A 13,848-nucleotide genomic window follows, 5' to 3' on the forward strand; every position below is an offset into this window, starting at 1 on the left:
AATTATACGTCTATATATAAAGGCTGACTTAATCCTATTTCATTAAATAGGAGAGTCAGCTTTTTTTGTGCCTGTATTTTGGTGCAGAAAGCTTTTCCAGAATTACGTTGACCAGCCAAAAGACTACTTTCCCCTAATATATCCTTAACACGTGATGCGATAGCGTTACCTGAATCTATAAATTTAATATGTTCGCCAAGGATTATTTCTAGTTCACATATAAGTAATGGGAAATGCGTACAGCCGAGTACCACAACATCGGGACTATTGTCTGGATCTTGCCATTTTGATACCACCGCACTGATTTCATCTAAGTCGACAGTATGGCCATATAGTTTATTTTCAGCCTGTAACACCAAACTTGTCGTCCCAATCATATCAATCTGACAATCCTGAGCATGTTCGCTCACCAGTAACTGAGTATATTCACGTGACACCGTCCCGGGCGTAGCTAACAAACCGATGCTTTTCTTTTTACTTTGCAATGCCGCAGGTTTAATTGCAGGAACAACGCCCACAAAAGCAATAGGAAAACGCTGACGTAAAGCAGGCAACACCAATGTGCTAGCAGAATTACAAGCAATGACAACAAGATCAGGTTTGTGCTTTTCATACATGTAACCGACTAGCTGACAGACACGTTCAACAAGAAACTCAGGATCAAGTTCACCGTATGGGAAGTAGGCATTATCAAATAAATAAAGGTAGTCCGCGTTTGGCAATTGTTCTTTGATCGCTTTATATATAGATATGCCACCTACACCAGAATCAAAAATCAATATTTTACTCATGTACAAACCATTGGAAGATTATAAAAGCCATATGATAATCAAGGGCTGGATAAATTGGAATAGATAGATATGAAGAAGCCAGCATATCGCTGGCTTCTTTGGCATTACATTAAAAATCAATTACAAATCAAAATTCATAAGTGGCATTAATGTAGTAACCACGTTCAGGCGCAGGGTAACCATCTGCCGTCTCATATTCTTTATCGAATAAGTTCTCAATTTTAGCCGCTAACTTCAATTCAGGAATTAGATAATAGACCGCTGATAAGTTCCATAAGCTATATCCAGGCAAAGTAATATCATCATAACCAGAATTATCTCGATCACCTTGATATAAATATTGTAGAGCCCAATCAACATTACCAGTAGTGACAGTCCCCTGCCATTTAGCTTTATACTTAGCGCGACGAGATAATTCATTGCCATTTGAATCTTCCGTATCTAAATATTCTATAGATGCCTGGTTTCGTATTGTAAACAGATCAAAAGATGCTTCTAACTCTGTACCTTTCATAATACTATGACCATCTAGATTAACAAAAGCCCAAGTAATAGGATCACTATCAATCAGATCTTTTACATCGCGATAATAAGCACTCACAGACCAAGTGATTAATTCTAATTTAGACTCTAGTCCTATGTCATAAGATATTGACTCTTCAGGTCTAAGTGAGGAATTCCCCGAGTAACCATCATGTAACTGATATAATGAAGGCGCTTTAAAAGACGTACCACTACTTGCAGTTAATTTCCATTGTGGGTTTAATTGCCATCCAGCAGCTAGCCCCCATGTAGTATGAGTACCAAACTGTGAGTTATCATCGACACGTGTAGAGCCTTCTAATGTAACAGACGAAATATTTGCAGACAGCGTTGTAAATACAGCTTTATTCGACTTATCTTTTTTATCAAGGCCTGTTTTTTGATAACTCTCATCTTTCCAATCAAAACCTAATGCTGCAATATATATATCAGAGAAAGCATATTGATTTAACCAACTCGCCGTTTTTTGTTCCCTTACAGCCGGAGAAACCGAATGTCGTTTATCTGGATCTGCAGCTAAATAATCGTACTTATCTTCAAATATTGTGCCTAACTTTAACTCCGAATAAAGTGCAGCATTACTATAAGTAACCCCGCCATCAAATGCTACATTCTCAATCCAAGCTTCTTTATTTGTGTCAAAAGAATCATAGCCAACCGTATTTTGATAATATCTTGGTTGGATAAATACACTTAAAAAATCGGATAGCTGATGCTTTAGCATGAGCGAATAGTTTTGACTTTCAAAACCATGCTCATCACCTTCATTCGCTGGTGTTGGCTTCACGTTATAGCCATCTGTAGTTTCATAAGCTGCAGTTACTTTCAATTGTGTTTTATCTGTTAACTTTAACTGGCTATATAAACTCGATTTATAACTTGCATCAGAACCAAAACCAGCACTTATCGTTGTAATGGGGTCAGCTGATGATTGTGTAATAATGTTGATCACACCAGCGATAGCTTCTGAACCATAAACAGCAGCACGAGGACCACGTATAAACTCAATACGTTCAATGGAATTCATCGGTATTTGGTTAAAGTCAGGGCTACCACTATTCGCAGTCAACATTGCCACACCATCAATCAAAATAAGCGCTTGGTTTGAGTTTGCACCACGAATGAAAATACTTGCAGTTTGACCGCGCCCGCCATTAACACCAACATCAACGCCAGGTAACATGCGGAAAACATCAGTAAGAGATTGTGCTTGCGTTAATTCAATATCATCACGGGTTATCACTGTAACAGGTGCAAGCACATCAGAAATAGCTTGTTCAACACGGTTGGCAGTAACAATAGTTACTTCTTCATTATTAATAGATGGATCTTGGGCAAGCGCAGCGAACGGCAAGAGTGCAGCTGCTAAGAGTTTTTTAGACATTGTAAATTTTCCTATTTACGCGTAGAAAAAGAAGCCGAATCATTCAGCAAAATTGAGTATTTATTATTTTATTAATTACTCAGATTCCTATTGGAGACCGGCCTTAAGTGCTAAGCACTATCACCGTTGCGCGACAGGTCCAGAATCTAACTGGATTCCCCCAATAAATGTATGCTACAAAAGTAGATAATTAACTCTACTAATAATAACGGCCAAAAGTATAGAGTCATGCGCTATAAATGTATATTTATAATTCGCTTATTTATATTTTCGAGATAAGGTAAGGTATGTGACGAGCTGAAGGTAAAATATGCTGGACAAACTCTATTTGGGTCTTACAATCCCTACTCTTTTGTTTAGTATCTAACTACGGTGAGCCCACATGATCGAAATGCATCCCGACAACTACCAATCACAGCTTGACGATAAAGCAGCTCGTCAACGTGAAACATTTAAAAAATTCTCACCACCAGAATTGGAAGTATTTGACTCTCCGCCGGAAAACTATCGTTTACGTGCAGAATTCCGTGTTTGGCATGATGGCGATGATCTTGACTACATCATGTTTGATCAAGAAACTAAGCAAAAAATAAAAATCGATTATTTCTTACCTGGCAGTAAGCTGATTAACGAGATCATGCCCATACTGATTGAAGAAGTAAAAAAATCCAAACTACTACGCTTTAAACTTTTCCAAGTCGATTTCTTATCGACACTAAGCGGTGAACTGTTAGTTAGCTTACTTTACCATCGTCAATTGAGCGATGAATGGATAGCTGAAACGACAGCATTAAAAGCAAAATTAAGTGAACGTTTCAACATTAGTATTATTGGTCGCGCTAAAAAGCAAAAAGTCGTTCTTGATCGTGAATTCGTGGTTGAAGAATTAACGGTGGCTGGCAAGAAGTTAAAGTACAAGCAAGTTGAAAACAGCTTTACGCAGCCAAATGGTATCGTAAATCAAAAAATGCTGGAATGGTCATTAGACGTGACTAAAAATTGTAGCGGTGACTTACTGGAACTGTATTGCGGTAATGGTAATTTTTCTATCGCACTTGCGCCAAATTTCGAAAAAGTATTAGCGACAGAGATATCTAAATCATCGGTACAATCAGCGCAATACAATATCGCCGAGAATGGTTTAGATAATTTAACCATTTTACGTTTATCTGCCGAAGAGTTTACTATCGCGATTAATGGCGAACGTGAATTCAATCGCCTTAAAGCAGCAAAAGTAGATTTAAGCACATTTAATTGCAACACCATCGTTGTCGATCCGCCACGTGCTGGTCTAGACGCTGAAACAATTAAAATGGTACAAGGTTATGATAATATCGTTTATATTTCTTGTAGCCCTGAAACGTTAAGTGACAATCTAGAATCATTAAGCCAAACACACAATATTGAACGTTTTGCGCTATTCGACCAATTTCCGTATACCCATCACGTTGAGTCAGGTGTCTACTTAACGAAAAAGTAAGCGAGATTACTCACTACCGCCTGAATAGATAAAAGCCCGTTAACAAGCATATTGTTAACGGGCTTTTTAATAGGTCTAAATTAAACTTCAGCTTTAGAGCTAAACACACCAATCGTTTTTGCAACCCAAACCGATAAACCAAGTACCAACATTAAAGGCAAAAAGTTACTGCCTAGTTCAGGGTATTCAATGCGAACAAAGGTGGTGTATGTCAGAACCCCTATCACAAACAAACCTAAAGATGATTTACTTATACGACTCTCAATTGCACTTGTCATATAAATTTGATACCAATTATAAGCCACCAGCGCTAATGCGATAAGAGGAAAAATACTAAACTGCACTTCGCTTGTGGTTAAAGTTGCGAATGTCGCATTACCACATAGGCCAGCTAAAAAAGCGAAATATAATGGTTTATAACCTGCTTGATTTTTTGTCGTCATTTCAACACCTCAATTTTCATGGTTTACAGCGTAATACCTCTTGTCATTTTTAATACCGCTGCGCCTTTTGCAATCATTCTTAATTGCATTATAGTACGATCAGACAGTGCACGACGCTCTTCGTTCGATAAATCTAGCGCTTCAGCACCAGCATTAAAAACAATTGTGACCATTGCCTCAGATTGAATCTTCGCTTCATCGCGGTTTAACTTTGTTGATAGCTCAATATAATCGGTAAGTTCATGGCTAAAATGGCGTAATTCACGAGATACCGCAGCACGAAATGCGGATGAAGTACCAGAACGTTCACGTAATAACACCCGAAAAATATTAGGATTCTGTTCTACAAATTCCATAAATGTTTCTACCGAGGTTTGGATTACACTGCCACCCGTCTCGATACGCTGTCGTGCTTGGCGCATTAACTGTCTTAGGGTAAGACCACCTTCATCAACCATCGTTAAACCCAATTCTTCCATATCGCAAAAATGGCGATAAAAAGACGTAGGGGCGATCCCAGCCTCACGTGCAACTTCACGTAAGCTCAAATTTGAATAGCTACGTTCAGCTGTCACGAGTCGAAATGACGCATTGATCAGTGAACGACGGGTTTTTTCTTTTTGCTGGGCTCTAATTCCGGTCATAATTTCAGTCATTTATTAAGAGTTTGTTAACACAGATATTATAATACTACTTTCGAGCCTATCGGCAACTAACTTCTTACTTTGTTCATTTAACACCACAAAGATAGACAGCCACACAAGGAAAAAATACTCGACCTAGCTTCTGCATTTAAAGAAAAATATAGCTTTACATGGCCATTGAATAAGGATTGACTCATCAACATGCAGCTAAAAATAAAAAGGTCAGCGATATGCTGACCTTTTATAATTCTGTATAAGCTGAATTACTTTAACCTGTTAAGATCTCAGACCAACTTAAATTACGATCGCCAAGTACGATAAAATCAGGATTCTTTAAGCTATCACGCTGATTGTAAGATAACGGGGCTAAATTCAAATCAAGGATCGCACCACCCGCTTCAGCAACAATGCATTGTGTTCCTGCTGTATCCCACTCACCAGTAATGCCAAAACGTATATAACAGTCCGCTTTACCTTCTGCTACTAAGCAACCTTTTAAACTCGCAGAACCAAGTGATTGTAATTCTAGCTCGACATCATCAGTAACTAAGTTGCGAATATTATCTGGATTCTGCACTCGGCTCACAACAACATTTAAACTCGTTAATGGTTGTGAACAGGTATGGCTAAATATTTGCTTTTCACCGGCAGTCGTTTCTTTATACGCCCCTTCACCATCTACCGCCCAATATAAGACGTCATCTTTGGGCCCATAAATCATGCCTAATACCGGTTTGTTCTTATGCACTAACGCAATAATCGTCGCAAAATCACCACTACGAGAAATAAACTCTTGAGTACCATCAAGTGGATCTAATAGCCAGTATGTTTCCCACGATTGTCGCTCTGTAACGCCAATGTCACAATCTTCTTCAGACAGAATAGGAATATCAGGAGTCAACAACGCGAGTTGCGCCGAAAGGTATTCGTGAGCCGCGATATCAGCACTGGTAACAGGGGTATGATCCTGTTTAATTTCTTGTTCGAATTCACCCGACTGGTAAATATCATAAATGACAGCACCAGTGGCGCGGGCAATCTTTTTTAACGCTGGAATGAGGGTCATTATTTGCATATCGCACTTCCTACTTTATTCTCGCCATAGCTTAATGATTTAGTATTACTTATCTAATTGTTTTAGGGCAAGCAATAATGCACAAATAGCACGAGATTCTGTTATTTCATCATTATCAAGGAGTTCATTTGCCCTTACGAGGGGCCACTTGATGATTTCGAGCGGTTCAGGTTCATCACCTTCGCGCGACTCAGGGTATAAATCTTGTGCAAGGTAGATCTGCATATGAGCAGAAAAATAACTGGGCGCCAAATTAATTTCTTTAAGTAACGTTAGCGATTTAGCGCCAAACCCTATCTCTTCCATTAACTCTCGGTTAGCAGCAAGCAAGGCGCTTTCACCTTTATCGATAGCGCCTTTCGGAAAACCAAGTTCATAGCGTTCAGTACCAACCGCATACTCACGGATCAAAATAAGGTTATTGTCCGCGTCAACAGGTACCATCATCACCGCGCCGTAACCACCGCCTTTCATTCTTTCGTAAGTACGCTCAACACCATTAGAAAAACGTAATGCAACGGATTCAACTTTAAATAATCGGCTTTGAGCAACGATGCTCGTGTTTAATATTTCGGGTTTTTGATGTGTCATTTTAATCTTGCATCCTTGTCATAACGCCACGCACTACATAACAATATTATATCCGTCCGGCGTAATTAATCTTATATTCGCCTTTGGCATTTTCTTTACCAATATAGCGTAAATTATTGCGTAATGATTGAGGTAATTCGTCACTCGGAACTAATACAGCAGAAAGCGTGTACTTGCCTCTATTTTCTAATTTAGCGACACCTGATAATTTTAACTGGTTTGAGCTTTGTTTCATGTTAGCGACAATTGCACCGTCATCACAACTTAAAGTTACGACCGCTGATTCGATAATCACGGTTCCCAACAAAGATTCAACCTCTGCATTAGACCAATTCAATTGTCCGTCCAGTTGTTGACACCAAGGCTGACCCTGCTGATATTCTGCAATCGTTAATTTAACATTACCTTTCGTCGTCACAGGCAATGGGACATTACTGGCACTGACAAGCCATTCAGAGCTCGCTGTCGCAGTAAAATCTTGTGCATACACACCAGCGCTTGAATAGCCCACGTCACCATGACCACGTAAGCTATTTTTACCACGCCCAAATTCAAGGTTAACTTGCGCAGAACCGGTCAATAACGCTAACACCGAGGTATTCCAACGCACATCTTCGACTTCTATTTGGTTAAACGACACCCGTTGAGCCTCACCTCGCCATACCGTTCCTTCAACTTGGCTTATTGTCACGTTATCCGGTAACGGAACATAAGATAATGCCAATGACGCAGGCAGCGTACCGACAAGAAACGAGCCATAAGCAGCATTGACAAAGCCTAACATTAAGAGTTTACTTCTCATGTTCTTTTTCCTAACTGTAAACGACGTACTTTAACCATACCTTTCGTATCAGAGACACTCAAATCGATATTTTGGATCTCAATCCCATATTGTTTATTTAGCTTTTCTAACCAGGAGGTCAGTTGATTGAAATTAACATCATCAATCCATACTTGCAGTGAATTTGTTTTAGCTTGAATACGCGAAATAGCAATTTTATGACGCGCGGCACTGCGACTAACCAGTTGATTTAAATCACCCGCAGCCACACGAGCAACTTGCCCGCCCTGTAATTCTGTAATCTTTTGCCCTAGTACTTTAACATCAGCTAATGTTTGGGTCTGCACGTTCACTTTGCGCTGAGTATTCACAATATTATCTTGTAGCGGCTGCCAAAGTAGCCAATAGCCACCAGCAAGCAGTAAGGTCGCAATTAATATACTAATAAGTTGCTTTTCTTTTTGCTCTAATTGTTGCCAATGTGCTTTCATTTTTTACCCTTTATATCAAGCGTCCCCTGAACACGGCCATTACGCTGACTTAGCGTCCCTTGCTCGACTGAAAACTGTGTTGATAGTGATGATTTAAATTTATCGAAAGCTTGAAAGTCAGTCGCACTGGCTTGTAATCGCAAAGCACCTTGCTTGGTATCAAATCGAACAGAAATAGGTTTAATAGCCGGGCTCAGCTTAAATGTGGGGGTTAATTGACCCAACATCATTAAGAAGCCAGTGTTATCACCACCGCCACGTAAATCATTTAATCGGTTTTGCATTTGTTTTTTAACTAGACGTGTATTCAAACGCATTTTTTTCGGTTTGAACACCGTCTTATAGACTTGCTTAATCTCACTTTCTAACGCTGTTTGTTGTTGCTCTAATTTATGTAAAGTGACAAATTGATTTGCAAATATCATCACCACAACCAAGCCTGCAGCGATAGCGCTACCACGCCATAATTTAAATGCCACGTTTTCTTCACGCACTACTTTATACTGGCCCTGCAATAAATTATAACGGCTGGCAATCGCGCCCTCTGCACATAACTTCATCGGGAATTCAATATGCCCTTGCTGCCAGTTGTCCAACTCCTGAACCTCAATAGCAGAATAACTCATCACAGCTTGTGCGCTACTGACGTCATTCTCAACGTTCTCTCCGGTAGAAGCTAAGACAAACTCTAGCAACTCACTTTCAATGCATAACCCTTGTGTTGGCGTCTGTCTGATTAACCATTGACCATCCAACTCGATCGCGCTCCAGTGATTTTCACTATAAGGTAAGGCCAACGCATCCGGAATATATTGCTCACATATTAACTCTGCATCAGCCAACCAAGATTGCCACAATTGCATTTTTTCGTGTGCAACAATAGCAACGGAAACGGTATTGGCAACCTTATCGAGTACCGAAAAGTGTAGTTTATCAATATCACTACTCAATTCTTGTTCTAGCATATAAGGCAAAGCATTGAGTAATTGTTTATTACTGCGCCCGGGTAGCTCTACATCTTTAAAAGTGATATCACAACTTGGCAGCAAGGCGATAACAGCGCGGCCACCAGCATGTGATTTAAGCTCTATAAGGTGCTCGGCACTTGCCAAAATACCAGATGCTATAATCTCACGCTCAGCGGTCGACCACACTAACCAATGTATTGCTTGTCGACTTTCACTGCCAAGCCTGACTACTAACTGCTCGCTCATTGAGCTCCTCCGAATTGTCGACGAATAACATAAACTGCATCTTTACTTTCAGCTTTAAATACCGATTCAACCTTGATCGTCGCGCTAGCAAATTCAGCCTGTAATAATGCGATAAAATAGCTACTTTTTATATCCACGCTACTTTTTTCTGTCGCGTCCATTTCAAGTCCTTTAAATGCGGCCAATGTCCAAAAATCAGCCGTTGTTTCCCAACCACTACTCGGCCGCTGTTCCAGTACTGAACTGGCCACTTCTAATGATAACTTACCAGTAAATATCCCCGCCAATACTTCTGGCTTATCAACAGCGATCGTATTCACGTTAATCTTTAAAGTGCTGGTTGGCAGCGCACAAACATAAGGCCGTATCTTGCGGTAAACCACTTGAGTAAACCCTTTTATGGCCCGTAATTCACTGATATTTAATATGCGTTGATTACCCGTTTGATAAGGGTAATCAAGTGATTCATAGTAAGCATCTTCAACACCATAGCTGGAGACAACATTACTATCGTCATCAATCCAATCACGTAATGCATCACTGAGTTGTTCCGCCTCGTAAGCATCAAATTCAAGTTGTTCCAATAAATTACGAAACTGGCGTACTGATAATGGCGCTTGTGCCTCTTTGTCTTCCCCCGTCACCGCGTTAACATTAAAACAAGCCTGCATGTCCAAAACCTGACCACCAATCTGACCATTTTCGACTGGATATATCATCCCTTCAGTAGCCCAATACTGATCTAAATTGATGGTGTCATCATCTTTTAATACTTGCTTCAAGCCTTTCTCAACTAACGCTTCTGCACCGTAGGCATACCATAAAGCTTGCTGATGGGTAATAATATTACTGGTTCGACGTAATTCTAACTGTAGTCGCGATGACATATTACTCGCAATAATCACCATAACAGCAAGAATCAGTAATACCGTCAGCAATGCAATACCACGTTGTTTAGGGACACTGCTCATTAGCTCTCCCCTTCTTTATCGCTGCTATCACTATCAACCGTCGCTTTAGGCAATAAAAATAAACGTTCAACTTCACCAAAGCGTTTTAAGGTAAGCGTTATTTTTACGCCATCGGGTAATGCTTTCTTATTGGTCCAGGTCTCTGCCCATTTCTTTTCGTGGTAAAACTCAAACGTCATGGCTTCGACATTGTCTAAGATTAACTTTCGCTTCGGTTCTTCACCAACAGCGGGGTCTAAGTAGATATAGCTTAAGCGCTCTAAATGCGCGTCTTTAACGCGGTATATTACCCGCTGCAATGAAGAACGAGGTAACTGTGATAATGGATTACGCCAACCACTACGCGTAAAAGCAATACCATCGTCATCGCTATCAAACATGAATTTACCTGCTTGCAATGGCATTGCTGTCAACGTGTCATCACTGCGATTATTACGTGCATTCATTTGTTGAAAATCACGTTCAACAATGACCATGGCGCGTTGTAATTGCTTTAGCGCATCACCGCGTTCTCTGGAAATTTCATCACTGCGTAACACCCCTTGCAATACTTGATAAGCCCCTAAACTGAGCAAAGCAAAGATAGCAATCGCAATCATCATCTCAATCAGGGTAAAACCCGTTTCATGGCCTGTAGATTGTCTTTTCATTTAACGCACCATATAAGTAAGCAAGTGGCCGACTCTTGACTCATATTTCTTATCCGTTGCAACTTCTACCGTTACCCCAACAAAATCGCTACTGTCTGTCGACTCAGCCTTGTAACGCCAATACCACGTACGTCCAGCTAATTCAGCCTCACCTTTACGCCACGATTTACCTGGAATAGTGTTGGCCATTTTTAATTCTGTCAGCGCATTACTCGCGACCCAGTTAGCAAATGTTTTCTCTTCTAAATAAGCTAAACTACTGAGGTTTTCTGTCGCAACTTTCATCACTGCAAGTCCAGCGGTGGCAAATACCGACATCGCGACCATGACTTCCAGTAACGTCATCCCCACCTGCTTAAGTTTTGTTTTATTGCCTGAATGTGGTTTCATTAAAACTCATCCGCCGTCGAGTTAATCATTAAATCCCCATACTCATCGAATTGGACCTTCACCAAGCTATCACCAAGATCGACATCCATATAAGTGAACGTCAATGTAAAATCTGTAATTTCACCACTGGAATAAATGTAAATATCAGGTTCGATACGATCTTTTTTATCACCCCCTTCAAATAAACCATCGTCATCTTCAAACAAGCCATCATCGTCAGCAAATAGTTTCCGAGAACCTAGAAAACCACCTTCGGCTTTTAATCCGGCAAGCTCAAGCGAAAGCTGTATGTCTTCTTTCAGTGCTTGCTTGGCAAAGAATTTTGAATCATCCAATGCACTCCATCTATCATTGTCATCTAAATACACAAATTGATACTGCTGTGCTTCAATGACCAAGCCCATTTCCATACTACTCAACAGCGCTTCTTCTTCTGCTAATTCCAGTACACCAATAAAACGCGCAGCGGCTTGCTTAAGTTGTCGATCAGGACCGGCGGAGCTCATCGTCATCACGACGCCCGTTATCATCATGCCCATTAAGAAGATCACTAACATTATTTCTAATAGTGTAAAGCCAGCTTCTTGATGAGTACGAGTATTCATTGTATTCCTTTGATTTTGATTGGTCTGTATAGAGAGAATAAGAACGACATCAGATATGGTAAAAGTAGATAACGAAAGGCGCAGTCACAATGCTGCGCCTTAATTATAACGAGTTACTTCTCGTGCATATTCCAGTTACCAATGTCGTCATCAGAACCTTCTTCACTGTCTAAACCAATAGAATAAATATCAATTTGGCCATTTTCACCAGGGCTTATTAATAGGTATTCATTCCCCCAAGGGTCTTGCGGTAAACGCTTAATATAGCCACCAGAGCGGTAATCTCTTGGTTCTGGATCGACATCTGGCATTTCAACCAATGCATCCAAACCTTGCTCTGTTGTTGGGTAGCGACTGTTATCCAACTTGTACATATCCATCGCATTTTCCAATGCCACAATATCTGTCACTACTTTTTGACGATCGGCTTTTTCTTTGTTACCTAATAAATTAGGGATAACCATTGATGCAAGTACCCCTAAGATCACAATAACGACCATGATCTCTAACAGCGTAAAACCCGATACATTCCGTTTTTTGTTATTCATAACATCCTCTAATTTAAATAAAAACCTAACCTGCAACCATCTGATTTAAAGACAAAATAGGCTGAAGAATTGCCATCACGATAAATAATACAACAAACGACATGCTTACCACCAGCAAGGGTTGAAAAATACCTAACGCAATGCTCACTTGCGATTCAAATTGTGAATCTTGGTTATCTGCAGCACGCTCTAACATTGGACCGAGTTCACCACTTTGTTCACCACTGGCGATCATGTGTAACATCATAGGCGGGAATAATTTAGTTTCCGTTAATGATGCTCTTAAACTCGTACCTTCTCGTACCCGACTCGTTGCACCTTCCACCAATCGACGAGCATGCATATTAGTTAATACCTGCCCTGCAATCGACATACTTTCGAGCAGAGGCACAGCACTGGCATTTAAAATACTTAACGTACGTGCAAAACGCGCAGTATTAATACCGCGACTCACCTTACCAAGGACAGGCACAGTTAATAATCGTTCATCAAAGAACAAGCGATTAGCAGGTTTTAATAATAATCGTTTCACCACGATAATCATCAATACGACCATAATAACGAGATACAAACCGTAATTACTGACAAAATCGGAAAGCGCGATCAGTATCTGCGTGATTTGCGGCAGCTCTTGCCCCATATGCTCAAACTGCCCCACAACTTTAGGAACAACGCTGGTTAATAATAGTGACACAACACCGATAGCAACGAGTGTTAGCATCACTGGATAAATCATGGCCTGAGTCAATTGATTCTTCATTTTTTGACGCTGTTCGGTATAGTCCGCTAACCGATTTAGTACTTTATCCAAATGTCCGGATTTTTCCCCCGAAGCAACCATCGCGCAATATAGATCATCAAAAGCGTGTGGGAACTCAGCAAAGCTTTCCGCTAGCGTATGACCTTCAACCACACGACTACGTACTGCTAAGATCATATTTTGAATTCGCGGTAATTCACTTTGCTCTGCTACCGCTTTTAATGATTCTTCTAGTGGTAAAGACGCTGCAATCAAGGTGGATAGTTGGCGTGTTAATAACGCCATGTCTGCCGTGCTAATACCACGTTTAAAGCTAAATCCACCGGACGCTTTTTTCCGTTCGGCCTCTGCCGACATTTCAACTTCAAGTGGGGTTAAGCTTTTTTCACGTAATATATTACGCGCTTGTTTAGGACCATCAGCCTCTAAAACCCCTTTGGTCTTTTTGCCTTTTTTGTCCATCGCTAAATAAGAAAATGCAGGCATG

16 protein-coding genes are annotated in these 13,848 nt (G+C 40.4%); 1 reads left to right on the plus strand and 15 read right to left on the minus strand.

The annotated features are described in order from the left end of the window. Positions 1–2 precede the first annotated feature (2 nt). Entirely contained in the window at positions 3–791 is a 789-nt protein-coding gene (murI, locus tag FR932_RS16190) for a glutamate racemase (RefSeq protein ID WP_019443127.1), read from the minus strand. A 127-nt stretch (positions 792–918) separates the two neighbouring features. Beyond that, entirely contained in the window at positions 919–2,718 is a 1,800-nt protein-coding gene (locus tag FR932_RS16195) for a TonB-dependent receptor domain-containing protein (protein ID WP_019443128.1), read from the minus strand. 382 nt (positions 2,719–3,100) lie between these two features. Between FR932_RS16195 and trmA the strand changes: the two genes are divergently transcribed. After that, positions 3,101–4,198, plus strand: coding sequence for a tRNA (uridine(54)-C5)-methyltransferase TrmA (trmA, locus tag FR932_RS16200; RefSeq protein WP_019443129.1), 1,098 nt, complete (start codon positions 3,101–3,103; stop codon positions 4,196–4,198). Positions 4,199–4,278: 80 nt separating this feature from the next. On the opposite strand, the gene FR932_RS16205 is transcribed toward trmA, so the two are convergent. The 13 genes from FR932_RS16205 to gspF all read right to left on the minus strand — a co-directional run bounded on the left by FR932_RS16205 (position 4,279) and on the right by gspF (position 13,847). After that, positions 4,279–4,641 carry a DUF1422 family protein gene (locus FR932_RS16205; protein ID WP_019443130.1) on the minus strand — a complete coding sequence of 121 codons (363 nt, stop codon included), beginning with the start codon at positions 4,639–4,641 and terminating at the stop codon, positions 4,279–4,281. A 23-nt stretch (positions 4,642–4,664) separates the two neighbouring features. Further along, on the minus strand, positions 4,665–5,285 hold the full coding sequence (gene fabR, locus FR932_RS16210; protein WP_019629001.1) for an HTH-type transcriptional repressor FabR: 621 nt from the start codon (positions 5,283–5,285) through the stop codon (positions 4,665–4,667). A 268-nt stretch (positions 5,286–5,553) separates the two neighbouring features. After that, complete coding sequence (cysQ, locus tag FR932_RS16215) at positions 5,554–6,360, minus strand: 3'(2'),5'-bisphosphate nucleotidase CysQ (RefSeq protein ID WP_019443132.1); 807 nt, start codon at positions 6,358–6,360, stop codon at positions 5,554–5,556. Positions 6,361–6,405: 45 nt separating this feature from the next. Continuing rightward, the gene (nudE, locus tag FR932_RS16220; protein WP_019443133.1) at positions 6,406–6,951 is read right to left on the minus strand and encodes an ADP compounds hydrolase NudE; all 546 of its coding nucleotides are present in this window, start codon (positions 6,949–6,951) and stop codon (positions 6,406–6,408) included. 46 nt (positions 6,952–6,997) lie between these two features. Further along, the gene (locus FR932_RS16225) at positions 6,998–7,753 is read right to left on the minus strand and encodes a type II secretion system protein N (RefSeq protein ID WP_019443134.1); all 756 of its coding nucleotides are present in this window, start codon (positions 7,751–7,753) and stop codon (positions 6,998–7,000) included. Further along, the gene (gene gspM / locus FR932_RS16230) at positions 7,750–8,223 is read right to left on the minus strand and encodes a type II secretion system protein GspM (protein WP_019443135.1); all 474 of its coding nucleotides are present in this window, start codon (positions 8,221–8,223) and stop codon (positions 7,750–7,752) included. The genes FR932_RS16225 and gspM overlap by 4 nt, the downstream gene beginning before the upstream one ends. Beyond that, positions 8,220–9,437: a type II secretion system protein GspL gene (gene gspL / locus FR932_RS16235; protein WP_019443136.1), complete on the minus strand. Its 1,218-nt coding sequence runs from the start codon at positions 9,435–9,437 to the stop codon at positions 8,220–8,222. The genes gspM and gspL overlap by 4 nt, the downstream gene beginning before the upstream one ends. Next, complete coding sequence (gene gspK, locus FR932_RS16240; RefSeq protein WP_019443137.1) at positions 9,434–10,408, minus strand: type II secretion system minor pseudopilin GspK; 975 nt, start codon at positions 10,406–10,408, stop codon at positions 9,434–9,436. Before gspK ends, gspL begins: the two co-directional genes overlap by 4 nt. After that, entirely contained in the window at positions 10,408–11,058 is a 651-nt protein-coding gene (gene gspJ / locus FR932_RS16245) for a type II secretion system minor pseudopilin GspJ (RefSeq protein ID WP_019443138.1), read from the minus strand. The genes gspK and gspJ overlap by 1 nt, the downstream gene beginning before the upstream one ends. Next, positions 11,059–11,448 carry a type II secretion system minor pseudopilin GspI gene (gene gspI / locus FR932_RS16250; RefSeq protein WP_019443139.1) on the minus strand — a complete coding sequence of 130 codons (390 nt, stop codon included), beginning with the start codon at positions 11,446–11,448 and terminating at the stop codon, positions 11,059–11,061. It abuts the gene before it with no gap. Then, positions 11,448–12,053 carry a type II secretion system minor pseudopilin GspH gene (gene gspH / locus FR932_RS16255; protein ID WP_019443140.1) on the minus strand — a complete coding sequence of 202 codons (606 nt, stop codon included), beginning with the start codon at positions 12,051–12,053 and terminating at the stop codon, positions 11,448–11,450. The genes gspI and gspH overlap by 1 nt, the downstream gene beginning before the upstream one ends. 113 nt (positions 12,054–12,166) lie before the next feature. Further along, positions 12,167–12,601, minus strand: a complete 435-nt coding sequence (gspG, locus tag FR932_RS16260; protein WP_019443141.1) for a type II secretion system major pseudopilin GspG — start codon at positions 12,599–12,601, stop codon at positions 12,167–12,169. A 25-nt stretch (positions 12,602–12,626) separates the two neighbouring features. Beyond that, positions 12,627–13,847, minus strand: coding sequence for a type II secretion system inner membrane protein GspF (gspF, locus tag FR932_RS16265; RefSeq protein ID WP_019443142.1), 1,221 nt, complete (start codon positions 13,845–13,847; stop codon positions 12,627–12,629). Position 13,848 lies beyond the last annotated feature (1 nt).

It is taken from the genome of Moritella marina ATCC 15381, from assembly GCF_008931805.1.
Lineage (GTDB): Bacteria > Pseudomonadota > Gammaproteobacteria > Enterobacterales > Moritellaceae > Moritella > Moritella marina.